This window comes from Zunongwangia pacifica (assembly GCF_023499215.1).
GTDB classification, from domain to species: domain Bacteria; phylum Bacteroidota; class Bacteroidia; order Flavobacteriales; family Flavobacteriaceae; genus Zunongwangia; species Zunongwangia pacifica.
Genome location: NZ_JAKHSK010000013.1, coordinates 97,403 through 122,731 on the forward strand (window position 1 = coordinate 97,403; position 25,329 = coordinate 122,731).

The following is a 25,329-nucleotide window of genomic DNA, read 5'->3' on the forward strand; positions in this document are numbered from 1 at the left end:
AGCGGGCGAGGTAGATTCAGTAGGACGACACATTATGTTTATTTTTCATCATTTAATACCTACAACTAATCATTTTAGAGATTAAATTGATAGAAAAGTGCTTTTTTAATTTACTTAAATTCTGGATCAAGTATACTGGCGAGTAGAAAATTTAAAATTATTACTTCATTTTTAAAAATTAGACGGCTGAAAGCTAATAGCTACATGCTGTCAATCTTAAATTTTACTTACCTGAAAGCCAGTTTTCGCGATTTTTAAGAGCTTTTTTCTTCGCTTTAGGATCGATTTTTATTTCGTAAGAAGGATTTTTCCCTACAGCTACTTCTGCGGTTTTTTCTTCACCATAATTACTGAATTTTAGACTGATTTTTTCCTCAGGTTTTAATGCTGAAGTGATGGTATCGAATTCTTCTACACTTTTCACTGGTGTATCATTAATTGAAATGATGTAGGCACCTTTATCCAGACCAGCTTTATATGCTGAAGTGCCTATTTTAGGATTATTGGTCATCACCAATCCTTTTTTAGAATCTTCTACTGAAATATCCAAAAATGCCTGGTTCGTTTTCCTTGAAATATGTACTCCCATTTTGGCAAAAAGCGGCTCGTAATCTGGCATTTTGCTATTGTAGATATAATTGTTGAAGAAGTTTTCTCCAAATGCTGCCCCGGCATATTGTTTTAATAAGTTTTCGAGATCTTCAACTTTGTAGGGTTTTTCAGTTTTTCCATACGTTTTCCAAACCAGTTTCATGAAATCATCCAAACTAAGGTCGTTATCACGTAATGACAGGTCTAGCGCCAATCCTAAAACACTTCCGTAGGAATAATAAGAAATAAACGTGTTTTCGCGATTTACGGGATCCAGTGAAGTCGCGGCATCTACGAATGGGGCCTGGTAACTCATTTCAACCGGATTAAAATATTGAAGCGCCGGAGAGGTCCATACATAGTTGAAGCTGCCATTTAAACCATTGATATATTCTTCTTCAGAGATGATTCCGGCTCGGCATAAAATTAAATTCGTATAATAACTTGTAAACCCCTCAGCAAACCAAAGAGCACCACTCATATTTGCTTCTGTAAAATCGAAAGGTTCTAAAGATTGTGGTCTAATGCGTTCTACATTCCAGGCATGAAAAAATTCATGGGAAACAGTTCCAATATTGCCTTTCATTCCGCCATTAGCCAGTGTTTCGACATCGGTAAGAATGGTGCTGTTGCGATGTTCCATGCCATCACCTGAAACATTTGGCAGGTAGCAGGCTATAAAAGTGTACTCGCCATAATCAAAATCGGGTAATTCACCATACACTTTCCTTTCCTGAGCTACGATCTTTTTTACGTTCTCAAAATACTCGTCAAATAATTCCTGTTTACTGGGATCGTGTAAAACAAAACGTATATTCTTACCATTAATTTCAAAACTTTTCATTCTAAAATCACTAATCTCGGTTGGGCTATCCATAAAATATTGAAGGTTTGGAGCGGTAAAGGTATTCCCTTCCATATGCTTTAACTGCGTAGCTACTTTCCATTCGGGTTGAGCTTTAGTATGGTAAGTGATCGCTATTGGTCTATCTTGTAGATCTTCAGCAAACATAAAAGTAGCGGGCATATTTAAATGGGCATGGGTAGGATCTACCTGAGAATACGTTCCGTCCCCACGATTCGCAAATAAAATGTATTCAATATTTATAGTTCCGTCGTGACCCGTAATTGCCCAGGAGTACGGATTGGTGCGGGTAACTTTCAGTTTTTTACCGTTACTATCGGTAGCTTTAAAACCATATATATTTTTAGCAAATTCGTGAATTGCATAGCGACCGGGTGAAGATCTACTCATTCTTACGGTAAACGTATCGGTTGTTATTTCTGGAAATTCAATGTTGATCTTAGCTTCGTGATGAATAGCATTTTCGAATGAAACTCTGTATTTATTTTGCTGAGCAATACTTATCGTGCTAACGAAAAGAAAAATGAGGAGTAATCGCATGAGGTATATTTTAGTGCTAAAGTTAATTATTTATTTTTCACTTCGATATTCAAGAATATCGCCTGGCTGGCAATTCAAAATTTTGCAAATCGCTTCTAAAGTAGAGAATCTTATGGTTTTTGCTTTTCCGGTTTTTAAAATGGAAAGATTGGCGGTGGTAATACCATTTTTTTTCGGAGAGTTCGTTGCTCTTCATGCCTTCACGCTCCAGAATCTTATCTAAATTTATGATTATGGCCATTGTCTAGATCGTAAGTTTGTTATCTTGTTGAAACTGCCTTGCTTTTTGAAAAACTTTACTTAGGAAGATGTGGAAAATACCGAAGGCCAGAATGATCCAAAATCAGCTAAAAGAAAATTCCATTCCTAAACCAATATGAAATCAAATTTCGGAAATTGAAGTTGTTTATGATTTTCTATTTATTATCAAAAAATCCTATAGGTGATTATTCTTTATTTCGAAAGATTAAGAAATTGCAAAGTCGGCAGAACTCCTTATATTTAACGCTTATAATTCGCATAAAACTTAAATAATAACTATTATATTTGCGAGGAACAGGATTTTAATTAATTATGATATCAGCAATACTTTTAGGATTTTTATTTGCTTTACTTTTAGTTTTCGCAGGAAAGTTTTTTAAAGGGAAGTTTGCTGTTTTATCTTCACTAATTCCTTTAGGACTGTTTTTGTATTTCCTTCAGTTTATTCCTGAAATTATGGAAGGGAAGGTAGTGAAGGAGAGTTATAACTGGGTGCCTTCTTTTGGCGTTAATCTTGGTTTTACTTTAGACGGACTTTCATTGTTATTCTGCCTAATGATTACCGGGATTGGTTTCCTGGTTTTTGCTTATACCTCAGCTTATTTACATCATCATAAATACCTGGATCGTTTTTATGGGTATTTAAGCGTATTTATGGCAGCAATGCTAGGTTTGGTATTGTCTGACAATGTGATTAGCTTATTTACCTTTTGGGAACTTACCAGTATTAGTTCGTTCTTTTTAATTGGTTTTAATAACACTCAGGAAGCTTCAAGAAAATCGGCTTTAACCGCGCTTGGAATTACAGGTTTAGGCGGAATGTTTTTATTGGCGGGAGTTGTCGTTTTAGGAAATATTACAGGGACTTTTAGCATCGCCGAAATGCTAAATATGTCTCCTGAATTAATAAAAGGAAATGAGTATTATACTCTTGCAGTGATCATGCTGTTTGGTGCAGCTTTTACAAAGTCGGCACAATTCCCATTTCATTTTTGGTTACCCGGTGCCATGAAGGCACCAACACCAGTTTCTACCTATTTGCACTCTGCAACAATGGTAAAAGCAGGTATTTATCTGGTGATGCGTTTTACCCCAATACTTGGTGGCGAGGAAATTTGGAATACGACATTGATTGTTGTTGGTGCGGTAACCATGTTATATTCTGCTGTCCATTCGCTGTTCAGAACCGATCTAAAGGGAGTGCTCGCATATTCCACAATATCGGCCTTAGGAATTTTGATGTTCCTAATTGGTATGGGCACTACTGAATCTTTTACGGCAGCTGCGGTATTTATTATAGTTCATGCCTTGTATAAAGCAACACTTTTCCTAACTACAGGAATTATAGATCATCAAACCGGGACCCGGGATGTAACCGTGCTTTCTGGTTTACGTAAAGTGTTGATGCCGGTGGGGATCGCTGCAATTATCGCTGCGATATCCAGTGCAGGAATTCCGCCTACCGTTGGTTTTCTGGGGAAAGAACTTACTTATGAAGCCACAATGCATGCGCCTATTATCGCAACGGTGCTACTGGTGGGGATTGTGATCACAAAAATGCTATTGCTTTGGGCAGGATTTGTAGCGGGTATAAAACCTTTTCAGGGGAATTTGCCCGATAGTCTAAAAGATACTAAAATGCCTGGCCCGTTGATGTGGGTGCCACCGGTTATATTGGCTGTTTTGAGTTTGGTTTTTGGGATAATGCCTTTTATAATTGAAGGTTCTTTAATTAAACCGGTAGTTGCCACTTTAGGGGGAGAATCGGGAGAAATACACTTAGCGTTATGGCATGGCTTTAATACGGTTTTTATTTTAAGTTTAGTAACTATTACAATAGGTACGATCCTATATTTTGTACTAAAGCCTTCAGCGAAGTTAGAAACTGCTGTAGGGAAATTAGAGTTTGCAAGCCCTAAAAGCCTGATGGAAAAATTCAACACCGGATTTACCTATGTTTCTTCTTTTTGGACAAGAGTATTTCAGAATGGATATTTAAGGAATTATGTCTTTATTATCATCTTTTTCCTGATAGGGATGGTAGGATATTCCATGCTTGGCAATACCGAATTTAATATAGATACTTCAGAGTTATCTAATGTTAGCTTTTACGAGCTGGTAGTTTTTATCATTATGTGTATTGCAATATTGTTTACTGTATTTACAGGAAGTCGTTTATCGGCAGTAGTTGCAATGGGTGTGGTAGGATTAACTATTTGTCTTGTTTTTGTATTTTATAGCGCGCCAGATTTGGCAATGACGCAGTTTTCTATAGATACCCTAACGGTAATTTTATTTGTCTTGGTACTTTATCGTTTACCACGATATCTTAAAATTCAGGATCATAAAATGCGTATTCGTGATGGTATATTATCCTTGCTTTTTGGAGGGATGATTGCCGCGCTAGCTTTAAAAGTGCTCTCTGAACCTGTAAATACTGAAATTGGTGATTTTTATGCTAAAAATTCCTATATCATGGCTCATGGGAAAAACGTAGTGAATGTTATTTTAGTAGATTTCAGGGGCGCAGATACGATGATAGAGATTTCAGTATTAACCATAGCGGCCATTGGGGTATTTGGATTATTGAAATTAAGATTAAAAAGAACAGATAGAGTTCAGTAATTAAGAATTTATGAAAACCATCATATTAAGAACAGCATCTAATTACCTTTTGCCGGTATTATTACTGTTCTCCATTTTTATTCTTTTAAGAGGACATTACCTGCCAGGAGGTGGGTTTGTTGGAGGCTTAATAGCCGCCATTGCCTTTGTATTGCATTCTTTTGCGAACGGATTAAAAAACACAAAATCACTATTAAGATTTCACCCTGGGTTTTTAATGCCTACAGGGTTGGCTTTATCTTTCTTTAGTGGTCTTTCACCTATGATTTTTGCTGGCGATCCATTTATGACCGGTCTTTGGTATCACGGCCATGTTCCGGTATTAGGGAGTATTGGCTCTGCAATGTTTTTTGATATGGGTGTTTATCTTGTTGTAGTAGGGGTGACGCTAACGATCATTTTTACAATTTCTGAAGCGCCTTAATTATGGAGATATTATTAGCTATTTTAGTAGGTTTACTTTATGCTTCTGGGATCTATATGATCTTACGACGTAGTTTGGTAAAACTTATTATCGGAATTATATTATTAGGAAACGGTGCAAACCTTTTAATTTTCCTGCTAGGAAGAATTACTAAAGGCTTACCGCCTATTATTCCTGAAAATTCGAAAGTTTTTCTGGAAGCTTACGCAGATCCTGTTCCGCAGGCACTAATATTAACTGCTATTGTAATTAGTTTTGGATTGCAGTCTTTTGCCATCATTCTTGTAAAAAGAGCGCATAAGGTGGTGAGAACAGACGATCTGGACGAAATGAACGCAACCGACGAAGATTCATGATGCAACAATTAATCATATATCCATTATTATTTCAATTATTCCTGAGCATTGTTTTGATGTTTTTTTGGAATAAGATAAGTGCTCAAAAAGTAATAAGCATTACCGGAAGCGCTATTGCCGTAATCCTTTCAGCATATGTTTTTTATTATGTTTGGGAAAACGGAATGCAAAAAGTAAATGCTGGTAATTGGGATGCGCCTTTTGGGATTGTGTTTGTGGCAGATACTCTTTCGGTGACGTTGGTGCTTTTAACATCACTTTCAGGGTTGGCAGTTTCTATATTTTCAGCAGCTTCAGTGATAAAAGATCGTTTGCGATTTGGGTATTTTCCAATATTCCACTTTTTATTACTCGGTTTAACCGGAGCTTTTTTAACGGGAGATTTATTTAACCTGTATGTTTGGTTCGAAATTATTATTATCAGTTCTTTCGTATTAATTACTATAGGTGGTGAAAAAGCCCAGTTGGAAGGGGCTGTAAAATATTTTACACTTAATATTTTAGCTTCTACTATTTTTTTAACCGCTATCGCAGTTCTTTATGGTTTAACCGGCTCTTTAAATATGGCCGATCTTGCCGGTAAGGTAGCAGCGGTAGAAAATAGAGGCCTAGTTGAAGTTGCAGCTATTCTATTTTTAATAGGTTTTGGTACCAAAGCATCAATTTTCCCACTCTATTTTTGGTTACCTGCATCGTATCATACACCGCCCGCGGCCGTTTCAGCAATATTTGGTGGGCTTTTAACCAAACTTGGAGTTTATGCATTAATACGGGTGTTTACATTGATTTTTGTAGGTGATGTTTTTCTTGGGGAGATCTTATTGGTACTCGCGATACTAACCATCTTTAGTGGTGGTGTGGGAGCACTGGTGCAAAATAATGTACGTAAGGTATTTTCATATTTAATTATTTGTCATATTGGTTATATGATTGCAGGTTTAGGGATGTTTACTGAAATTGCCATAACAGGGGTTATTTTTTATCTGATTCATGATATTATGGTAAAGACCAATTTATTTATGGTTAGCGGACTTATCTTTAAGATAAAATCCTCGAACAGTATGAGGGCTCTAGGTGGTTTTTATGCCAATTATCCTAAGCTGAGTTTGTTGATTTTTATCCCGTTATTTTCTTTGGTAGGAATCCCGCCACTATCTGGTTTCTGGCCAAAAATATCCTTAATAGGTGAAGGTTTTAAAACAGAAAACTACTGGACAGTTGCAGCGATTATTTTTGCGAGTTTTATCACCTTGATCATTATTGCAAAATTATGGGCAGAAGTTTTCTGGAAAGATCCAAAAGAGATTCCAGAGAAACCAAAATTCGAATATTTTAGTGATATTAGTAAAGCAAGGAAGACACAATTTATCCTTCCTATAGTTTTTTTAAGTTTAATATCCTTATATATAGGTTTTGGAGCAGAACATATTCAATTGTTATCCTCCAGAATAGCAAACGAATTAATGAATAGTCAGCAGTATATTGATACGGTTTTAAACAATAGTTAACAGGAGAAACAATGAAAAACAGGTTTGTATCTAATATTCTTCTAACCTTTGTGTGGGTAGTGCTCACAGGGGATTTTCAGTTTGCTAACTATTTGTTTGGTTTTATATTGAGTTATGTGATCTTAATGGTCATCACCAAGGGGTCCAGAAAAGCTAAATATTTTACCATCGTCCCGAAGCTTATATTTTTTGTCCTGTTTTTTGTAAAAGAACTGGTAAAAGCAAATTTAGAGGTGGCCTGGGAAGTAATGACACCAAAACTTAATATGACACCGGGAATTGTAAAAGTTCCGCTAACCGTACAAAGCGATGTAGGGATAACCCTATTAGCAAATTTAATTACCTTAACTCCCGGAACGTTAAGTTTAGATGTTTCTAATGATAAGAAGGTGCTTTATGTGCATGCCATGTACATAAAAGATAAAGAGAAATTCATTGCCGGTATAAAAAACGGTTTTGAAAAACGAATTTTAGAGATTTTAAAATAATGACTTTAGCTGAATATTGTAGAATCGTAATCCTGCCAATCCTGGCTTTTTCAGTAATTCTTATTTTAGTAAGATTCTTTAAAGGGCCCAGCATTGCAGATAGGATTGTCGCCCTGGATCTTTTGATTACTACCGGAATTGGGATTATTGGTGTGTACACTATCACTTCAGGTAGCTCTACATTATTGGATACCGGGATGATTTTGGCACTTATTGCATTTTTAAGTACCGTAGCCCTTAGTTATTATTTAGAACGAAGAAGCAAGAAGAAATGAACATTTTTATAGGCATAGTAATTACATTAGGAACGTTATTCGTTTTATTGGCGGCAGTAGGTCTAATACGAATGCCAGATACGTATTTACGAATATCTGTAAATACCAAAGCAGCTACGCTTGGCGTTGGTTTATTATTGGGTGGTGTGGCTTTTTATTTTTACGATCTCAGTACCACTTCCAGAACTTTTGTAATTGTGCTATTCTTATTTCTAACGGCTCCTGTGGGTGCCCATTTAATTGGGCGGGCATCTTATTTTATCGGTAATAAACTTTGGGATCAATCAAAAATGGATGATCTACGGGGTAAATATCAAAGAAATTCGCATGTTTTAAAAAGTGAGATCGATGATACACCAGAGGATAATATCGATCACACCAAAATGTAAGTGTTTTATATAGCGTTTGGTAACTTTTAGATAGTTACAGCTCTTTTCTTTAAAACTCAATTTTCGCCAATCTGTAAGGGCAAATTCAGGTAAACTCGTAATTTTGCCTACATGAATAAATTCCCTTCCAAGCTTACTAAAAGTATCCAAAAAAGAGCGCAGGATAATTCACTTAGAGAATTAAAAACCGTTACGGAAGGTATCGATTTTTACTCCAATGATTATCTGGGATTTGCTCATTCTGAAGCTGTTTTTGCTGAAGCCTATAAACTTTGCGAAACGTATAAGCTGAAGCAAAACGGAGCTACCGGTAGCCGACTTATTTCCGGGAATCACCAATTATATCAAGTCACGGAAGGTTTTTTAGCCGAGTTTCATGGGGCAGAAGCCGCTTTGATGTTTAATTCTGGCTATGATGCTAATATTGGTCTTTTTTCTTCAGTGCCGCAAAAAGGCGATCTCATTTTTTATGACGAATTAATTCACGCTAGTATTCGTGATGGGATGTTAATGAGCAATGCCAAAGCCTATAAATTTCAGCATAACGATATTGGGGATTTACAGCATAAAATTTCGAGACAGCAGATTACTGAAAATACTTCGGTGTATATCGTAACCGAATCGGTTTTCTCGATGGACGGAGATCTGGCCCCTTTACTTAAATTGGCCAATTTTTCCGAAGAAAATAATTTTTTTCTCATCGTCGACGAAGCACATAGTACAGGCGTTTTTGGAGACCATGGGCGTGGCTTGGTTTGCGAAATGGGACTTCAGGATAAGGTTTTTGCCCGGATTCACACTTTTGGAAAGGCCATTGGTGCTCATGGTGCTGCAATTTTGGGAAGTAGGGGTCTTATCACTTATCTTTTAAACTTTGCTCGTAGTTTTATTTACACTACGGGACTACCGCCACATGCCGTCGCTACAGTTTTGGCCGTTTTTCAGGAATTAGAGCAAGGAAATTCGGCTTTTAACGAACTAAAAACCAATATTCGCTATTTTAAAAGCGAATTAGAAAAAGCTAAAATCGACCACTATTTTATCGAAAGTGAATCGGCTATTCAATGCGCGATTATTCCGGGGAATGAGAACGTAAAAAAAATAGCTTTCAAATTTCAGGAAAATGGCTATCTGGTAAAGCCTATTCTTTCGCCAACCGTTCCAAAAGGAAAAGAAAGACTACGTTTTTGCCTGCATAGTTTTAATTCCGAAGAAGAAATAACATCACTCGTTGTTATTTTGATGAATGCCCTAAAAAACTAATTTAAAATGAAACAATCTTATTTTATTACCGGTATTGGAACTGAAGTAGGGAAAACCATGATTTCAGCAATAGTGACTCAAGCTTTGGAAGCCGATTACTGGAAACCCATTCAGGCAGGTGATTTAGAATATTCTGATACCCATAAAATTCAGAATTTAATCAGTAATAAAAAAACCAAATTCCATCTTAATGCTTTTGCCCTTAAAACACCCATGAGTCCGCATGCCGCGGCAGAAATTGATGGGGTGGCAATGACTTCTGAAAATATACTTCGTCCCCAAACCGAAAATAATCTGGTGATAGAAGGTGCCGGCGGTTTACTGGTGCCCATCAATGAAACCCAGACGATAGCCGACTTAATGCAACCTGCCGATAAAGTGATTTTGGTGTCGCGACATTATTTGGGAAGTATTAATCATACACTGTTAAGTTTAGAGGCTTTGTTTCGTCGTGGTTTAAATTGCTTCGGAATTATTTACAGCGGAAACGAGACTAAAACTACTGAAGATATTATCACCAAAATGAGTGGAGTCCCGGTAATTGGCCGGGTAGAAGAAGAGGAAGAATTTACGGCTGAAATTATTAAAAAATACGCCGATAAATTTCGTGAGAACCTGATAAATAAATGATGCAAGAGAATTTAAATTTAGTTGAAAGAGATAAAAAACACCTTTGGCATCCGCTTACGCAACATAAAATTGCTAGTGATGCTTTAGCGATTGCCAAAGCAAAAGGAGTGTGGTTATTTGATGAAAACGGAAATGAATATATCGACGGAATTTCATCCTGGTACACCTGTGTTTACGGTCATTGCAATACCTTTATCATAGCTCGTGTAACTGCGCAAATGAAGAATCTGGATCAGGTGGTGTTTAGCGGATTTACGCATAAACCAGCGGTCGAACTTTCTGAAGCTTTGATAACAATTTTACCCGAGGGGCAGCAAAAAATGTTCTTTAATGACAATGGTTCTACTGCGACCGAGATTGGTATAAAAATGGCCTTGCAATATCATCATAACCTTGGGAATGATCGCAAGGTGATGTTAGCTTTTGAAGAAGGATTCCACGGTGATACTTTTGGAGCGATGTCGGTTTCCGGTTTATCGGTTTATAACGGTGCTTTCCAGGATCATTTTATTGCAGTAAAACGCATTGCAGTGCCCAAAGGAGAAAATAATAAAGAAGTTTTAGAGCAGCTAAAACAGCTTATCAAAGAAAATAATATCGCAGGATTTATTTATGAACCTTTGGTGCAGGGAGCGGCAGCGATGAAAATGCATGATGCTGAAGGATTAAATGAAATCCTGAAGCTTTGTAAAGAAAATGATATCGTTTGTGTGGCAGACGAGGTTATGACGGGCTTTGGGAAGACGGGAAGGTATTTTGCTTCAGATTATATCGAAACCAAACCAGACATTGTATGCATGTCTAAAGCGCTTACGGCGGGTTTGTTACCCATGGGATTAACCAGTTGTACGCAAAAAATCTATGATGCTTTTTATTCTGAGGATATTGCAAAAGGATTGTTTCATGGGCATACGTACAGTGCGAATCCTTTGGCTTGTGCTGCTGCTTTAGCCGGAGTGGAATTGCTGAGGTCTAAAGAAATGCAAAGCAACATTAAGCGAATCGAAAAGCTTCATAAGGCTTTTTCAGATAAAATAAAAGATCATCCAAAAGTGACCAATATTAGGCATTTGGGGATCATTTTTGCATTCGATCTTAATGTGAAAATGGAGCGCTACGGGAATTTACGAAATCAGCTTTTTCAATATTTTATGGAAAATGGCGTTTATCTTCGTCCGCTTGGCAACACTATTTATATCACCGCGCCTTTTATCACTTCAGAGAAAGAAATGCAGAAAATCTATGAGGTTATTGAAGGAGTATTTGATAGATTTTAAAATCGAATAATTTGAAAATGTGCTAATGTGATGGTTTGAAGATTTGCTAATACCATGTATTTCGAAAGTCATTTTTAGAATTTCAGAAAATAAGTTTTTTCAATTTTGATTTTATTTTTCGTAAACTGTTAAGTTAACTAACAACTATGTCAACTAACAATGTTCCCCCTTCGGGGGCTAGGGGGATAAAAAATCCAATTTATATCGCTTCCACAGCTTCTATTTCTCCCTTAGGGGAAGATCATAAGGAAATTTGGGAGGCTTATAAAAGCAATCATCATTTTATACAAAAGCATGATTTTGAAGGCGAAGAAGCTTTTGCGGCTTTTCTGCCGGAAAAATTACGTTCAGAAATCGATAATTTAAGGACCGAATCTGCACATTATCGTAAGCTCGATCTTTCGGTGTTATTTGCGATTTATACGTCGAGACAGGCGATAAAACGCGCCGGTTGGGAAAATGAAAAAAATATTGGAATCAATATCGGGAGCTCTCGTGGAGCAACTGGATTATTTGAAAAATTTCATGCTGAATTTATCGAAAATCGGGTAGCATCTACCCAAGCTTCACCGGCAACAACACTGGGGAATATTTCTTCCTGGGTAGGGCAGGACCTGGAAAACAATGGCGTTCATTTTTCACATAGCGTAACCTGTTCTACTGGTTTGCATTCGGTTTTAAATGCCGTGGCCTGGCTGCAAGCTGGTTTGGCCGATAAATTTATGGCGGGAGGAAGTGAAGCGGCATTAACATCGTTTACAATCGCACAAATGAAGGCGCTTAAAACGTATGCTTCAGAAGATCTGGCCTATCCCTGCCAGGCATTGAATCTTCATAAAACACGCAATTCGATGGTTTTGGGTGAAGGTGCCGGATTGTTGTGTCTGGAAAATTCAGCTTCAGCAAAAGCATTGGCTCAAATTACCGGAATAGGCTATTCCGCAGAAAAATTAAAGCATAGTGTTTCTATTTCTGAAGACGGAAAATGCATGCAAAAAGCAATGAAAATGGCCATAGGAGATTTAGATCCTGCTGAAGTTGATGCGGTGGTGATGCATGCGCCGGGTACCATAAAAGGGGATTTAGGCGAAGTAAACGCGATAAAAGCCGTTTTTGGTGAAAATTTACCGGCAATGACTTCTAATAAATGGAAAATTGGGCATACGTTTGCAACCTCGGGAATACTGAATCTGGAATTAGCAATGTTAATGCTGAGGGATCAGGAGTTTATTTCGGTTCCTTTTTCCGATATTAGTGAAAAACCGGCGCGATTACAGCATATACTTGTAAATGCGGTAGGTTTTGGCGGTAACGCCGTTTCTGTTTTAATAAGTAAACTACCTTAGGGCAAGCCCATGGGACATTTATTATAATATTGTTTTTATTTCGGAGTATTTAACTTCGATTATCGAGTAAAATTTAAAAGAGTAAAGGCTCGAAAGGGCTTGGGATTCTCGCTATTTTGATAGCGAAGTTTTGATTATTTTTGAATAAATCTATTTTCATGGCGACAAGACATAACTGGACCAAAGAAGAAATTTTAGAGATTTACAATAAACCTTTAATGGAACTGCTTTACGAAGCAGCAACGATTCATAGAGAACATCATGATCCTAATACGGTACAGGTTTCTACCTTACTTTCTATAAAAACGGGCGGTTGTCCAGAAGATTGTGGCTACTGCCCTCAGGCAGCGCGTTATCATACCGATATTGAGGGGAACGACCTAATGAGCGTAAATCATGTAAAAGCGCAGGCTTTACGTGCCAAATCTGCCGGGAGTTCCCGTGTTTGTATGGGAGCAGCCTGGAGAAATGTAAAGGACGGGCCAGAGTTTGATAATGTTTTAGAAATGGTGCGTACGATTAATAAGCTGGATATGGAGGTTTGTTGTACGCTTGGAATGCTTACCGAAAACCAGGCGCAACGATTAGCGGAAGCTGGTTTATACGCTTACAATCATAATTTAGATACCTCTGAGGAGTATTATAAGGAAGTCATCTCTACCCGTGGTTTTGAGGATCGTTTAGAAACGATCGATAATGTCCGGAAGACCAATGTCACCGTGTGTAGTGGTGGTATTATTGGGATGGGGGAAAAAGAAGAAGACCGTGCCGGGATGTTAGTGTCGCTTTCAACTTTAAATCCGCAACCAGAATCTGTGCCAATTAACGCACTTGTTCCTGTAGAAGGGACACCAATGGAAGAGCAGGCACCGGTTTCTATCTGGGAAATGGTAAGAATGGTGGCCACAACCAGAATCGTAATGCCAGAAACTCAGGTTCGATTATCTGCAGGACGTACGCAAATGAGTAGGGAAGGGCAGGCCATGTGCTTTTTTGCCGGGGCAAATTCGATTTTTGCCGGGGATAAACTGTTAACTACGCCAAACCCAGATGTGAGTGAAGATATGCAGATGTTTAAAGCATTAGGCTTAAACCCACAAAAGCCATTCACTAAAAAATCGAAACCAGAAACTGTAGAAGCGACAGATTCTAAATATAATTCGCTTGGAGAAAAGCCAAAATGGTCCAGACCGGGGCATACCATCGAAAGAAATAAAGTAACCGAAGAAAAACAAAAGGCAAAAGCAAAAGCTTAATTTTAATATGAAACTCGATCTTCAGGAAGTACCAAGAGTAAAAGGAATTTCTAAAGAGGAATTTCAACAGGAATATTTTATTCCGCAGCGACCGGTAATTTTTGAAGATCTGGCTAAAAACTGGCCGGCTTATCAAAACTGGAGTTTCGATTACTTTAGGGAAAAAGCCGGTGATATTGTAGTGCCACTTTACGATAGCACTCCGGCAAAAGGGAGGCAAAATTCCCATGGTGCTGCAATGAAGTTACCTATTAAAGAATATTTTGATATTCTGGAAAAAGGGCCTTCAGATTTAAGAATGTTCTTTTTTAATCTTCTGCAAAATTGCCCTGAGCTTTTAAACGATATAGACTATCCAGATCTTGGAGTGAAATTCTTTAAAAAACTGCCGGTTTTATTTGTTGGCGGTGAAGGATCCAGTGTGGTGATGCATTACGATATGGATCTGGCCAATAACTTCCATTTTAATTTTGCCGGTAAAAAGCGAGTACTCCTTTACGCGCCAGATCAAACCAAATATCTTTATAAAGTTCCGCACTCGATCGTGAGTATGGAAATAATTAATATGGATAACCCCGATTTTGCTATGTATCCTGCTTTGGCAAAAGCTAAGGGTTTAGAAGCTCAACTTGGGCATGGGGAAGGTTTATTTATGCCAAGTAAATGGTGGCATTTTATAAAATATGAAACGCCAAGTTTGTCGCTAACCTTAAGATCGTTCCCAAGATCGCCAGGTAAGGTTTTAGAGGTTTTGAACAATCTTTTGTTTATGCGTAATTATGACAACTTAATGCGTAAAATAAAGGGGCAGGATTGGATAGATTACAAGAATAAAAAAGCTATAAAAAATACCCATAAATGGGCTAATATTGAAGAATGAAGTACGGAGGTTTGCAGTTGGCAGAAATTCCAAGGGTAAAAAGAATTTCTAAAGAAGATTTTGTAAAGAATTACGTGCAGCCACAAAAGCCAGTTGTTATAGAGAATTTGATTGAAGACTGGCCGGCTTTTGAGAAATGGAACCTGGATTATATAAAAGAAATTGCTGGTGAAAAAGTGGTGCCGTTGTATGACGATCGCCCTATAACTTCAGAATATAAGTTTAACGAGCCACACGCCAAAATGAAGATGGCAGATTATATCGATCTCCTGAAATCGAAGCCTACCGATTACAGGATTTTCCTTTATCATTTAATGAAAGAGGTTCCTGCGCTACAAAAGGATTTTAAATTCCCAAAAATTGGTTTGCGTATTATTAAACAATTGCCTATGTTGTTTTTTGGAGGGGAGAATTCAAAAGTGTTTATGCATTACGATATTGATTTTGCGAATATTTTGCATTTTCATTTTAACGGTAAAAAGCAATGTATTATTTATCCGCCTTCAGAAAGTAAATATCTTTATAAAGTGCCGCATTCATTAATTTCCAGAGAGGATATCGATTTTAGGAAACCAGATTTAGAAAAATTTCCTGCTTTGGCAAAAGCTAAAGGTTATGTAGCTGAACTAAATCATGGGGAAACCCTGTATATGCCTGAAGGTTACTGGCACCAAATGACTTATCTTACGCCTGGTTTTTCTATGAGTTTAAGAGCCACACCTCGTACTTTTTTAAATTTATCAAAGGCCGTTTATAATCTTGTAATTATGCGCAATTTCGATAACTATATGCGCAAGTGGAAAGGCCAAAAATGGATAGACTACAAGAATGAGCAGGCTATGGCGAATACACAAAAATATATGTAGACTTTTGGTCTATATTGGGGAATTCTGGAATGAATTTTTATGGGCTATTCATTTAAAGTCAATTTATATTCTAGGCCTTTGCTTTTTTAATTTAGATAGAAAACTACTGTTTTGAAAATGCCTTTTAATCACCGAATTTCAGTCTCAGAAATTATTTATCTTATAAAATGTGTTTTGGGAACTATAACCTGTTATGCGTTATACACTTCTTACCCAGAATATCCGTTTTATTGGAGTATTATTTCCTGTTTGCTGGTTTTTTCTCAGGAGAATGACCGCCAATTAGCTTTAAACAGGATTAGAGCAAACTTTTTGGGGAGTTTTGTAGGTTTAGCGGTTTATTTTTTGCCAATTCCTCATCTAGTAATGTTTTGTTTTGGGGTGGCGTTTACAATTTTATTAGGTATTTTATTAAAAATAGAGCCCACTATAAGATCTGCACTCGCCGCAGTGATTATTGTAATCATCAATGAAGATAAAGCGGATACCGCGTGGGTGGTAAGTTTATACCGTGCCGGTTGTGTACTTTTGGGATGCTTAATTGCGCTATTTATTTCAATGTTTTTTAACCGACTTTATAAGGCATTCTTTAATCGTGTTGCGTAGCAAGATCATTGGCTTTTTCAAAGATTAAATGACTTTCCCAGCCGCGATATTGTAAATAATCAGCTAACTTTTTTTTCTTTTTAATTACTGAAGTTTCCCTGATCGATTCCCATTTTTTTTCTGAAATCTCATGAAAAGTGGAGAGATAATCGTTTTCTGAAATTTCTTTGAGTCCGGTTTGAATATTTCGGGGGGAAATTCCGCGTAATTTCAATTCGTTTATAATTCTCTTTTTGCCCCATTTTTTAATCCTGAATTTTCCGCGCGCAAAGCTTTTAGCGAAGCGCTCTTCATTAAGAAAATTTTCCTGCATTAACTGCATAATAATTTGTTGCTGTGCTTCAGGGATCATATTCATGCTTTTAAGCTTGTCTTCAACTTCTTTATGCGTCCTGTCGCGGTATGTACAAAATTGCATTAGTTTTATGGTAGCTTCTTTGACGGTGTAAGACTTCTTGGTATCCATAATAGGGCAAACTAAGCTAAAATTCTATATTTTAGGGACAAAATTAATTAAACTTATGAATAAAATTTACGCTCTATTTCCGCTGCTATTTTTTGCTTTTGCTCTAAATGCTCAAGATGAGGATAAGAAAGATTATACAAATGCTTTAAAGATTGTAGAGGTTTGGTTAGATGCTCAAAAAGATTTTGATTATCTCCCCGGGATAAGTGCTGTAGCAGTAAACGATCAGGAAGTTATATGGGAAGGAGCATTTGGTGAAGCTAATATAGCTAAAGAAGTTTCGATGGATCCTTCTACTATTTGTAGTATTTGTTCAATATCAAAATTGTTTACCTCAATTGCTGTAATGAAGCTGTATGAGGAAGGGAAATTAAGTTTGGATGCCGAAATTCAGGATATTTTACCCTGGTTCGATTTAAAACAAAAGTATGAAGGAAGTGGACCTATTACAATTCGGTCTATTTTAACCCATTCTTCAGGTTTGCCAAGAGAGGCCAATGCGTCTTATTGGAGTGCTCCGGATTATGAATTTCCTGAAGCTGAAGATTTTGAAGAAGGTCTTGCGGAATTAGAAACTTTATACCCTTCTTCCACTTATTTTCAGTATAGTAATTTAGGTTTAGCGCTGTTGGGTAAAGTGATTGAAGAAATTTCTGGACAGGATTATGATGCTTATGTTAAAGGAAATATTCTTGTGCCTTTAGGCTTAGAGGATACTAGAACTTTTTTGCCTAAAGAGCTTTACGGAAATAAAATGGCTATTGGTTATGGAGCTTTAAAACGTGATGGAAATCGTGATATTATCAATTTTTTTGAAGCTAATGCGATCACTCCTGCGGCGGGTTTTTCTTCAAATGTTTTAGATCTTGCGAAATTTGCTTCCTGGCAATTTAGGTTATTAAATGAAGATGCCGGCTACGAAGTATTAAAGTCTTCTACCTTAAAATATATGCAGAATGTGCAATGGGTGGATCCAGATTTTGATACGATGTGGGGCTTAGGTTTTTCGGTTTACAAAGGGCCAGATGGAAGCAAATGGGTAGGTCATGGCGGCAGCTGCCCGGGGTATAGGACTGTGGTAAGCTTAAATCCTAAAAGTAAGATGGCCTATTCTGTAATGATAAATGCAGGTGGTGAAAGTCCTGAGAAGTATGTAAGAGGAATTCATTCAATTTTATCAAAGGTAAAACCAAATTTAGATAAGAATAGTGAGGTTAGCTTGGATGATTATGTGGGATATTTTAATCCGCAGCCTTGGTCCAGCGAGCTTTATGTTGGTAAATGGGATGATAAATTAGTGCTTTTATATTTGCCATCATCTTCACCGGGTTCGGCATTAACCTTTTTAAAACATATTAAAGGTGATGAGTTTAGAAGAGTACGCGAGGACGGAGAGTTGGGAGAGTCGATATTGTTTTTAAGAGATAATGACGGGAAGGTGAGTAAAATGAAACGGAATAATAATTTTTACTCTAAGTTATCGAAATAACTTGTTTATATTTTGAGCATAAAAAAACGCCTTGCAAAAAAGTCTTGCAAGGCGTTTTAGTTTTATCGTATCACTTTCCCGTCTTTATCGTGAAAGTGGTATTCTAAATACGTGTAAGCATCTCTTGGTATAATTTTAACCCATCGCTTGTGGTCAAAAAACCATTGCGATCTGGGAGATGGAAAGCCTTTAGTTAAAAAGGCCGAAATAAATGGGTGCGTAGATAGCGTGATCTTTTTATGATTTTTCTTGATCAGGCGCTCTAAATCGGCTTTAATTTTTTGTATTAAGATAATTGGTGCCTCAACCTCACCATCGCCGTTAGGATTCTCCTCACGGGTCTTAATATTCATTTCTGGCCGTACGCGTTGTCTTGTAATTTGTATAAGTCCAAATTTACTGGGAGGGAGGATCTTGTGCTTTGCACGATCGTCACTCATTTCCTGTTTAAGGTGATCGAAAAGGGTTTTGCGGTTTTCAGCTTTACCCATATCGATAAAATCGACTACAATAATGCCGCCCATGTCGCGAAGTCTTAACTGGCGCGCAATTTCTGTAGCACTAATTAAATTAACCTCTAAAGCAGTATCTTCCTGGTTTTTGGATTTGTTAGAACGGTTACCACTGTTTACGTCTATAACGTGCATGGCCTCTGTATGTTCTATAACCAGGTAGGCGCCTTTACTCATCGATACAGTGCGCCCAAAGGAAGTTTTTATTTGTCTTTCGATACCGAACTTTTCAAAAATTGGAACATTGGACTGATGTAATTTTACAATTGATTCTTTGCTAGGAGCGATTTCGCTCACATAGTCTTTAATTTGTGTGTAAAGCGTCTCGTCATCTACGGTGATAGAAGTAAACGTATCGTTAAAAATATCTCTTAATAAAGAAGATGCACGATTTAATTCTCCTAAAACTTTGGCAGGATAATGAGGCTTATACAGTTTTTTACACATTGCTGTCCAACGACCCATTAAATTTTGGAGGTCTTTGTCCAGCTCTGCTACTTTTTTGCCTTCGGCTACGGTTCTTACGATAACGCCAAAACCTTTAGGTTTAATGCTTTTCACAAGGCGTTTTAAACGATCTTTTTCTTCTTTGCTTTCGATCTTTTGAGAAACCGAAATCCTGTTAGAAAAAGGAACTAGAACAATATATCTTCCTGGTAAGGATAACTCACTGCTAATGCGTGGCCCTTTGGTAGAGATGGGTTCTTTTACGATTTGAACCAGTAGCGACTGATTTGACTTTAAGACATCGGTAATGCTACCGTTTTTGTCTATATCTTTTTCAAAAGTAAAATTCTTTAAAGAATAATCTTTTAGTTTACCTGTGCTTACACGTTTTATGAACTTAAGCAAGGATGAAACCTGAGGGCCCAGATCGTGATAGTGTAAAAAACCATCTTTGGTATAACCAACATTAACAAATGCGGCATTTAACCCGGGGACAGCCTTTCTAATCTTGGCGATCATGATATCGCCAACATTAAAATTGTTGTCGTCTTCATCCTTGTTGAGTTCAATAAGTTTTCCATCTTTTAATAAGGCAAAATCTACAGCAGAGGATTCGGACCGTATTATTAATTCTTTGTCCACTCTATTTAGATTTTTAAGCCCGAAAAATTCGGGATGGATTAAACATTATTTTATCACAGGTGTTTGAAGCCTGAAGAAATTTTAAGAAGTCCATTCTAGCCAGAAGGCCAGGGTTCTTTAAAATTTCGATGTCAAAGAACGTTGTTGTTAAAACAAAATCTTTTAAATAAAAAAAGTAGTATGAAAACTACTTTTTCTTGTGGCGGTTAGCTCTTCTTCTTTTCTTACGCTTGTGCGTAGCTACCTTATGTCTTTTTCTTTTTTTACCACTTGGCATAGTGTTACGTTTTAATTAATAAATTTATTTCATTATTCCAGAAAGTTAATTCCGGATAGCTTATTTAACATCTACATTACTCTTTACACCCTCTACGAAAATTTTCGCAGGCTTAAACGCCGGAATGTTGTGAGCTGGTATTTTAATAGTTGTGTTTTTAGAAATGTTTCTTCCTGTTTTTTCAGCTCTTGTTTTTACAACAAAGCTTCCAAAGCCTCTTAGATAAACATTGTCTCCACTTTCTAAAGAAGATTTTACCTCTTCCATAAAGGTTTCTATTGTAGCTTGTACATCACCTTTTTCCATTCCTAATTTCTCCGAAATATTCGCTACGATATCTGCTTTCGTCATTTTCGTGCTGTTTAATATTTATAAATTGGGGTTCTTAATTTTCAAGGGGGCAAATATAAGAATTATATATTCAATATTTCAAACCTAAATCATTAAATAATAACGGAATAAACAATTTATATTGCGCAGAGACATTTTAAATTATGAATTTTTCTAAAACTTTGATTAACTGGTACTTAAAAACCAAGCGTGAGCTGCCCTGGCGGGAAACCACTAATCCTTATAATATTTGGCTTAGTGAAATCATGCTTCAACAAACGCGAATAGAGCAGGGTTTACCTTATTATAATAAATTTATAACGGCATTTCCAAGTGTTTTTGATCTTGCTGATGCTTCTCAGGATAAAGTGATGAAATTGTGGCAGGGGCTGGGATATTATTCCAGGGCAAGAAACCTGCATGCGACCGCTCAACATGTCGCGTATGAGCTTGATGGCGAATTCCCCAAAGATTATAAGGGATTGTTAAAGTTAAAAGGAGTAGGTGATTATACAGCAAGTGCCATTGCATCCATAAGTTATAACGAACCTGTTGCGGTGGTAGACGGGAATGTGTATAGAGTGCTTTCGCGATACTTTAATATTGATACCCCTATTAATAGTACTAACGGGGTGAAAGAATTTAAAGCTTTGGCGATGGAGCTTTTGGATAAAAAAGAGCCGTCCAATTTCAATCAGGCTTTAATGGAATTTGGAGCGCTGCAATGCAAACCTAAAAATCCGCTTTGTGATTCCTGTCCTTTTAATGGTAGTTGTTTGGCGCTAAAGGAAGGTAAGATTGGTGAGTTGCCCGTTAAAATTAAGAAGGGAAAGATCAAAAATCGATATTTTAATTATCTGGTTTTTTCTTCAGAAGAAAATAAAACCCTGCTTCAGCAACGCCAAGGTAAAGGGATATGGCATGGGTTATATGAATTTCCTTTAATTGAAACCAAAGCAGATATTCAGAAAGCAAGAATTATTGAGGAAAATAACGAATTTCGGCAATTGATGGAAGCAAAAAATGTTTCAGTACGTCTTTATAACGATCAGGCGATTGTTCATAAATTGTCGCATCAACATATTTACGCACGTTTTTGGCTTGTAGCATCTCAAACGTTGCCAAAAGAAGGAATTTCTGCAGAAAAAGTAAAAGAATATCCCGTTCCGGTGTTAATTCAGAATTTTCTTAATGAAATTGACATAGAAAACTTGTAATTTTGTCGTTTTTCAATTTTATTAGAATTCAGTTTAAATCTCATTGATTTTTTCTGTATTTTAGAAAGACAAGTTTTAAACGAATCAAAGACAAATATTTATGACAGGGACGCTAAACAAAGTAATGCTTATAGGACACACCGGGGATGATGTAAAGATGCATTATTTTGAAGGCGGTGGCTCGATTGGCCGTTTTCCATTAGCAACTAACGAAGTGTACACCAATAGAACCACCGGCGAACGTGTAAATAATACCGAATGGCATAATGTTGTTGTTCGAAATAAAGCTGCTGAAATTTGCGAGAAATACCTTAAAAAAGGTGATAAGGTGTATATTGAAGGTAGGATTAAAACGCGTAAGTGGACAGATGATAAGGGAATGGAGCGTTATTCTACCGAAATTCAGTGTACCGAGTTTACGTTTTTAACTCCTAAGGGAGAAAGTAATGGCGGTAATTACGACTCGCAAAGTGCTCAAAATACTCAAAGTAACTCGAACTATCAGGGCAATACTGCTAACAGTAATTCTGGTTCTTCGGGAAATAATGAGTATGCCAGTCAGCCATTTAATGGTAATGATGAGGAAGAAGATGATTTACCATTTTAAGTCTAACTAAATTTATTGCATTTGGATCCAGAACCCCCCAGTATAATTTTATTGGCCGCGTTTGATTATACCCAGGTAATAAGCTTCATTTTTTTATTGCTGCTATTGTTATGCTCTGCCATGATATCTGGTGCAGAGGTGGCATTTTTTTCACTAACTCCGGCAGATTTTATGACTGAAGATGGTCATAAAAGAACAAAGTCGCAGGAGATCGTTATTAAATTATTAGAGAAGCCTAAGAAATTGCTGGCTACCATTTTAGTGGCTAATAATTTTATAAATATCGCCATTGTTTTATTGTTCGATTCGGTTTCAGACCAGTTGTTTAGCGGATTTGATGTTGTCCTGTTTGGATTAAACCTAAAGCTTATTTTTGAAGTTGGCGTGGTGACTTTTTTAATCCTGCTTTTTGGGGAAATCCTCCCAAAAGTTTATGCCAGCCGTAATAATGTGCAGTTTTCTAACCTTATGGCACAACCGGTAAATATATTGGATTCTTTGTTTTCGCCTTTAAGTGTTCCCATGCGGGCCGTTACATTGTATTTGCATGAGAAGTTAGGAAAACAACGCTCTTTTATAAGTATAGACCATCTTTCACAAGCCTTAGAGTTAACCAGTGAAGAAGATACCACTAAAGAAGAGCAGAAAATATTAAAAGGAATTGTTTCTTTTGGAAATACCGATACCAAACAGGTAATGCGCCCAAGAATGGATGTTTTTGCTTTGAGTGACGAAGATACCTACGCTGAAATTATCCCGGTAATTATCGAAAATGGATATTCCAGGATTCCTGTTTATAAAGAGAATATCGATAATGTAATCGGTATTTTATACATCAAAGATTTATTGCCTTATCTGGATCGTAATGATTTTGAGTGGACATCACTCTTAAGAGAGCCTTATTTTGTGCCAGAGAATAAAAAACTGGATGATCTTTTAAACGAATTTAAAGAAAAGAAAAACCACCTGGCGATCGTGGTAGATGAATATGGTGGTACAAGTGGTTTAATTACTCTAGAGGATATTATTGAAGAGATTGTAGGGGATATTAGTGATGAGTTTGATGATGAGGATTTAATCTACTCGAAATTGGATGAGTTGAACTTTGTTTTTGAAGGTCGAACCCCACTTAAAGATTTTTATAAGATTATAAAATTAGACGATGCTTCTTTATTTGAAGATAATAAAGGGGAGGCCGAAACTTTAGCTGGTTTTTTATTGGAAATATCTGGTGATTTTCCGCAGCAAAACGAAATTATTAATTTTGGGAATTATAATTTTAAAGTCGAAGCTGTGGATGATCGACGTATTAAACAAATTAAATTGACGATTTTACCTGCATGAGGTATTTAGGTTATATTGTGATATTTTTGATATTTTGCTCGATTTCCTGCGGAAATGAAGTTCAGCCTAAGCCAAAAGCAATGCTGGCTTTAAATTATCCGCGGCCAGAGTATCGTCCTATACATTTAAATTGCCCTTATACTTTTGAGAAGAACCAGTTAGCTGAAATCGCTCCTTCCAAAAGCAGAAATGGATGTTGGTTAAATCTAAACTATCCACTTTTAAATGGGACGATTTTTATCACGTATCAACCGGTAAGAAATAATCTGGATTCCTTATTAAGAGATGCTCAAAAATTACCTTTGGAACATACGATAAAAGCTGATGCTATAGAAGGTGATATTTATACTAACGATCTTCATAAAGCCTATGGGATGTTTTATGAATTGCAGGGGGATGCTGCATCGCAGGCACAATTTTATATCACCGATAGTACAGCACATTTTTTAACAGGCGCGGTTTATTTTAATACCCAGCCTAATTATGATTCTATATATCCTGCTGCAGATTATATAAAGCGGGATATGAGACATTTAATGGAAACCATTCGCTGGCAGTAATTTTCTTAATTTTAGTTACTAATTGTAAAGTAGAATTATGATTTTTGCCGCAAAATTTAAAAATTATGGCGGCAGGAAAAATCAAATGGATTTATCTTTTTGTCCTTTCTTTAATCTGGGGAAGTTCTTTTATTCTTATCAAAAAAGGCCTGGTAGGCTTGTCGCCGCTTCAGGTTGGTGCTTTTAGAGTGATCTTTGCGGCTTTATTTTTAATTCTTGTAGGCTTTAGAAAAATTATGAAGCTTAAAGCCTCGCAATGGAAATGGATCATCGTTTCTGGTTTTGTAGGTTCGTTTTTCCCTATTTTTCTTTTTGCTTTTGCAGAAACCAAAATTAGTAGCGGGATTGCTTCAATTTTAAATGCGGTTACCCCATTAATGACACTTGTTTTAGGAGTGTTATTTTTTCAGGAGAAAATGAACAGTAATAAGGCAATTGGGGTTTTTGTTGGTTTAATAGGAACAGCCGGTTTAATTTTTAGTAATGCCAGTTTTAATGGTAGTGAGAATTATCTCTATTCAATATTGGGTGTTTTGGCAGCTGTGTGTTATGCGGTAAACGTAAATCTTTTAAAAAGATATTTAAATGATGTTCCTGCAATTGCGGTAACTTCAGGATGTTTTTCGGTATTGTTGCTTCCTGCTCTGTTTGTTTTAATCTGGTCTGGATTTTTTAATGAAAATTTATCGAATATTGAATTGCAGCAGTCAGTTGGTTTTATAGCGATTTTGGGTGTTTTGGGCACTGGTGTGGCTATGATAATGTTTAATCGCCTGGTACAAATTACCAATCCTGTTTTTACCAGTTCGGTTACTTATACTATGCCGATTATTGCCCTTGGATGGGGTATTTTGGATAATGAGGTTTTTAGTTTGAATCAGTTATTTTTTGCGATGCTGGTGATTGGCGGAGTTTTAATTGTAAATCGGGCTAAAGCGATCTCCATGAAAAGAAACTTGTCTAAAAATAGAAAAGCCGACTAAAAAGCCGGC

At 36.8% G+C, this 25,329-nt stretch carries 25 protein-coding genes and 1 pseudogene; 21 read left to right on the top strand and 5 right to left on the bottom strand.

The window, feature by feature from the left end:
* Positions 1-223: 223 nt before the first annotated feature.
* Both L1967_RS10790 and L1967_RS10795 read right to left on the bottom strand, forming a co-directional pair.
* Positions 224-1,996 (bottom strand): M61 family metallopeptidase, encoded by a 1,773-nt coding sequence (locus tag L1967_RS10790; RefSeq protein ID WP_249601638.1) that lies wholly within the window; start codon positions 1,994-1,996, stop codon positions 224-226.
* 30 nt (positions 1,997-2,026) lie between these two features.
* Positions 2,027-2,237, bottom strand: a pseudogene (locus tag L1967_RS10795) (helix-turn-helix domain-containing protein).
* Positions 2,238-2,569: 332 nt separating this feature from the next.
* Between L1967_RS10795 and L1967_RS10800 the strand changes: the two are divergent.
* The 15 genes from L1967_RS10800 (at position 2,570) to L1967_RS10870 (ending at position 16,446) form a co-directional block, all read left to right on the top strand.
* Positions 2,570-4,882, top strand: a complete 2,313-nt coding sequence (locus L1967_RS10800) for a putative monovalent cation/H+ antiporter subunit A (RefSeq protein WP_249601639.1) — start codon at positions 2,570-2,572, stop codon at positions 4,880-4,882.
* Between the two features lie 10 nt (positions 4,883-4,892).
* Positions 4,893-5,306 (top strand): Na+/H+ antiporter subunit B, encoded by a 414-nt coding sequence (locus tag L1967_RS10805; protein ID WP_249601640.1) that lies wholly within the window; start codon positions 4,893-4,895, stop codon positions 5,304-5,306.
* A gap of 2 nt (positions 5,307-5,308) precedes the next feature.
* Entirely contained in the window at positions 5,309-5,662 is a 354-nt protein-coding gene (locus L1967_RS10810) for a Na+/H+ antiporter subunit C (protein ID WP_084841169.1), read from the top strand.
* Positions 5,659-7,170, top strand: coding sequence for a proton-conducting transporter transmembrane domain-containing protein (locus L1967_RS10815; protein WP_249601641.1), 1,512 nt, complete (start codon positions 5,659-5,661; stop codon positions 7,168-7,170). The genes L1967_RS10810 and L1967_RS10815 overlap by 4 nt, the downstream gene beginning before the upstream one ends.
* Positions 7,171-7,181: 11 nt before the next feature.
* The gene (locus tag L1967_RS10820) at positions 7,182-7,658 is read left to right on the top strand and encodes a Na+/H+ antiporter subunit E (RefSeq protein ID WP_249601642.1); all 477 of its coding nucleotides are present in this window, start codon (positions 7,182-7,184) and stop codon (positions 7,656-7,658) included.
* On the top strand, positions 7,658-7,933 hold the full coding sequence (locus L1967_RS10825) for a cation:proton antiporter (RefSeq protein WP_249601643.1): 276 nt from the start codon (positions 7,658-7,660) through the stop codon (positions 7,931-7,933). The genes L1967_RS10820 and L1967_RS10825 overlap by 1 nt, the downstream gene beginning before the upstream one ends.
* On the top strand, positions 7,930-8,322 hold the full coding sequence (gene mnhG / locus L1967_RS10830; RefSeq protein WP_249601644.1) for a monovalent cation/H(+) antiporter subunit G: 393 nt from the start codon (positions 7,930-7,932) through the stop codon (positions 8,320-8,322). The genes L1967_RS10825 and mnhG overlap by 4 nt, the downstream gene beginning before the upstream one ends.
* Before the next feature lie 111 nt (positions 8,323-8,433).
* Positions 8,434-9,585 (top strand): aminotransferase class I/II-fold pyridoxal phosphate-dependent enzyme, encoded by a 1,152-nt coding sequence (locus L1967_RS10835; RefSeq protein WP_249601645.1) that lies wholly within the window; start codon positions 8,434-8,436, stop codon positions 9,583-9,585.
* A 6-nt stretch (positions 9,586-9,591) separates the two neighbouring features.
* The gene (bioD, locus tag L1967_RS10840; protein ID WP_249601646.1) at positions 9,592-10,215 is read left to right on the top strand and encodes a dethiobiotin synthase; all 624 of its coding nucleotides are present in this window, start codon (positions 9,592-9,594) and stop codon (positions 10,213-10,215) included.
* Positions 10,215-11,492: an adenosylmethionine--8-amino-7-oxononanoate transaminase gene (bioA, locus tag L1967_RS10845; protein ID WP_249601673.1), complete on the top strand. Its 1,278-nt coding sequence runs from the start codon at positions 10,215-10,217 to the stop codon at positions 11,490-11,492. Before bioD ends, bioA begins: the two co-directional genes overlap by 1 nt.
* Before the next feature lie 146 nt (positions 11,493-11,638).
* Positions 11,639-12,838 (top strand): beta-ketoacyl synthase N-terminal-like domain-containing protein, encoded by a 1,200-nt coding sequence (locus L1967_RS10850; RefSeq protein WP_249601647.1) that lies wholly within the window; start codon positions 11,639-11,641, stop codon positions 12,836-12,838.
* A gap of 158 nt (positions 12,839-12,996) precedes the next feature.
* The gene (gene bioB / locus L1967_RS10855; RefSeq protein ID WP_249601648.1) at positions 12,997-14,094 is read left to right on the top strand and encodes a biotin synthase BioB; all 1,098 of its coding nucleotides are present in this window, start codon (positions 12,997-12,999) and stop codon (positions 14,092-14,094) included.
* Between the two features lie 7 nt (positions 14,095-14,101).
* Positions 14,102-14,974 (top strand): cupin-like domain-containing protein, encoded by an 873-nt coding sequence (locus L1967_RS10860; RefSeq protein WP_249601649.1) that lies wholly within the window; start codon positions 14,102-14,104, stop codon positions 14,972-14,974.
* On the top strand, positions 14,971-15,840 hold the full coding sequence (locus L1967_RS10865; RefSeq protein WP_249601650.1) for a cupin-like domain-containing protein: 870 nt from the start codon (positions 14,971-14,973) through the stop codon (positions 15,838-15,840). The genes L1967_RS10860 and L1967_RS10865 overlap by 4 nt, the downstream gene beginning before the upstream one ends.
* Positions 15,841-16,014: 174 nt before the next feature.
* On the top strand, positions 16,015-16,446 hold the full coding sequence (locus L1967_RS10870) for an FUSC family protein (protein WP_249601651.1): 432 nt from the start codon (positions 16,015-16,017) through the stop codon (positions 16,444-16,446).
* Here L1967_RS10870 and L1967_RS10875 read toward each other — a convergent pair.
* Entirely contained in the window at positions 16,430-16,912 is a 483-nt protein-coding gene (locus L1967_RS10875) for a regulatory protein RecX (RefSeq protein WP_249601652.1), read from the bottom strand. The two genes, L1967_RS10870 and L1967_RS10875, sit on opposite strands and share 17 nt — an antisense overlap.
* Positions 16,913-16,967: 55 nt before the next feature.
* On the opposite strand from L1967_RS10875, the gene L1967_RS10880 reads away from it, so the two are divergent.
* Complete coding sequence (locus L1967_RS10880) at positions 16,968-18,401, top strand: beta-lactamase family protein (RefSeq protein WP_249601653.1); 1,434 nt, start codon at positions 16,968-16,970, stop codon at positions 18,399-18,401.
* 62 nt (positions 18,402-18,463) lie between these two features.
* On the opposite strand, the gene L1967_RS10885 is transcribed toward L1967_RS10880, so the two are convergent.
* Together L1967_RS10885 and L1967_RS10890 are read right to left on the bottom strand one after the other, a co-directional pair.
* Positions 18,464-20,002, bottom strand: coding sequence for an Rne/Rng family ribonuclease (locus L1967_RS10885; protein ID WP_249601654.1), 1,539 nt, complete (start codon positions 20,000-20,002; stop codon positions 18,464-18,466).
* A 337-nt stretch (positions 20,003-20,339) separates the two neighbouring features.
* Entirely contained in the window at positions 20,340-20,630 is a 291-nt protein-coding gene (locus tag L1967_RS10890) for an HU family DNA-binding protein (protein WP_013073853.1), read from the bottom strand.
* A gap of 143 nt (positions 20,631-20,773) precedes the next feature.
* Here L1967_RS10890 and mutY point away from each other — a divergent pair, with 143 nt between their 5' ends.
* The 5 genes from mutY (at position 20,774) to L1967_RS10915 (ending at position 25,320) form a co-directional block, all read left to right on the top strand.
* Positions 20,774-21,826, top strand: a complete 1,053-nt coding sequence (gene mutY, locus L1967_RS10895) for an A/G-specific adenine glycosylase (protein ID WP_249601655.1) — start codon at positions 20,774-20,776, stop codon at positions 21,824-21,826.
* Positions 21,827-21,926: 100 nt separating this feature from the next.
* The gene (locus tag L1967_RS10900; protein ID WP_249601656.1) at positions 21,927-22,433 is read left to right on the top strand and encodes a single-stranded DNA-binding protein; all 507 of its coding nucleotides are present in this window, start codon (positions 21,927-21,929) and stop codon (positions 22,431-22,433) included.
* A gap of 21 nt (positions 22,434-22,454) precedes the next feature.
* Positions 22,455-23,777: a gliding motility-associated protein GldE gene (locus L1967_RS10905; protein WP_249601657.1), complete on the top strand. Its 1,323-nt coding sequence runs from the start codon at positions 22,455-22,457 to the stop codon at positions 23,775-23,777.
* The gene (gene gldD / locus L1967_RS10910; protein WP_249601658.1) at positions 23,774-24,337 is read left to right on the top strand and encodes a gliding motility lipoprotein GldD; all 564 of its coding nucleotides are present in this window, start codon (positions 23,774-23,776) and stop codon (positions 24,335-24,337) included. Before L1967_RS10905 ends, gldD begins: the two co-directional genes overlap by 4 nt.
* A 65-nt stretch (positions 24,338-24,402) precedes the next feature.
* Entirely contained in the window at positions 24,403-25,320 is a 918-nt protein-coding gene (locus L1967_RS10915; RefSeq protein WP_249601659.1) for a DMT family transporter, read from the top strand.
* The last annotated feature ends 9 nt before the right edge of the window (positions 25,321-25,329 follow it).

Bases quoted from the DNA above. Each gene is read 5' to 3' on its own strand.
- L1967_RS10800 (WP_249601639.1), top strand. From the start codon at position 2,570: ATGATATCAGCAATACTTTTAGGATTTTTATTTGCTTTACTTTTAGTT.
- L1967_RS10815 (WP_249601641.1), top strand. From the start codon at position 5,659: ATGATGCAACAATTAATCATATATCCATTATTATTTCAATTATTCCTG.
- L1967_RS10880 (WP_249601653.1), top strand. From the start codon at position 16,968: ATGAATAAAATTTACGCTCTATTTCCGCTGCTATTTTTTGCTTTTGCT.
- L1967_RS10860 (WP_249601649.1), top strand. From the start codon at position 14,102: ATGAAACTCGATCTTCAGGAAGTACCAAGAGTAAAAGGAATTTCTAAA.
- L1967_RS10900 (WP_249601656.1), top strand. From the start codon at position 21,927: ATGACAGGGACGCTAAACAAAGTAATGCTTATAGGACACACCGGGGAT.
- bioA (WP_249601673.1), top strand. From the start codon at position 10,215: ATGCAAGAGAATTTAAATTTAGTTGAAAGAGATAAAAAACACCTTTGG.
- L1967_RS10890 (WP_013073853.1), bottom strand. From the start codon at position 20,630: ATGACGAAAGCAGATATCGTAGCGAATATTTCGGAGAAATTAGGAATG.
- L1967_RS10805 (WP_249601640.1), top strand. From the start codon at position 4,893: ATGAAAACCATCATATTAAGAACAGCATCTAATTACCTTTTGCCGGTA.
- bioD (WP_249601646.1), top strand. From the start codon at position 9,592: ATGAAACAATCTTATTTTATTACCGGTATTGGAACTGAAGTAGGGAAA.
- gldD (WP_249601658.1), top strand. From the start codon at position 23,774: ATGAGGTATTTAGGTTATATTGTGATATTTTTGATATTTTGCTCGATT.
- mutY (WP_249601655.1), top strand. From the start codon at position 20,774: ATGAATTTTTCTAAAACTTTGATTAACTGGTACTTAAAAACCAAGCGT.
- L1967_RS10835 (WP_249601645.1), top strand. From the start codon at position 8,434: ATGAATAAATTCCCTTCCAAGCTTACTAAAAGTATCCAAAAAAGAGCG.
- L1967_RS10865 (WP_249601650.1), top strand. From the start codon at position 14,971: ATGAAGTACGGAGGTTTGCAGTTGGCAGAAATTCCAAGGGTAAAAAGA.
- L1967_RS10875 (WP_249601652.1), bottom strand. From the start codon at position 16,912: ATGGATACCAAGAAGTCTTACACCGTCAAAGAAGCTACCATAAAACTA.
- L1967_RS10825 (WP_249601643.1), top strand. From the start codon at position 7,658: ATGACTTTAGCTGAATATTGTAGAATCGTAATCCTGCCAATCCTGGCT.
- bioB (WP_249601648.1), top strand. From the start codon at position 12,997: ATGGCGACAAGACATAACTGGACCAAAGAAGAAATTTTAGAGATTTAC.
- L1967_RS10915 (WP_249601659.1), top strand. From the start codon at position 24,403: ATGGCGGCAGGAAAAATCAAATGGATTTATCTTTTTGTCCTTTCTTTA.
- L1967_RS10820 (WP_249601642.1), top strand. From the start codon at position 7,182: ATGAAAAACAGGTTTGTATCTAATATTCTTCTAACCTTTGTGTGGGTA.
- mnhG (WP_249601644.1), top strand. From the start codon at position 7,930: ATGAACATTTTTATAGGCATAGTAATTACATTAGGAACGTTATTCGTT.
- L1967_RS10790 (WP_249601638.1), bottom strand. From the start codon at position 1,996: ATGCGATTACTCCTCATTTTTCTTTTCGTTAGCACGATAAGTATTGCT.
- L1967_RS10850 (WP_249601647.1), top strand. From the start codon at position 11,639: ATGTCAACTAACAATGTTCCCCCTTCGGGGGCTAGGGGGATAAAAAAT.
- L1967_RS10810 (WP_084841169.1), top strand. From the start codon at position 5,309: ATGGAGATATTATTAGCTATTTTAGTAGGTTTACTTTATGCTTCTGGG.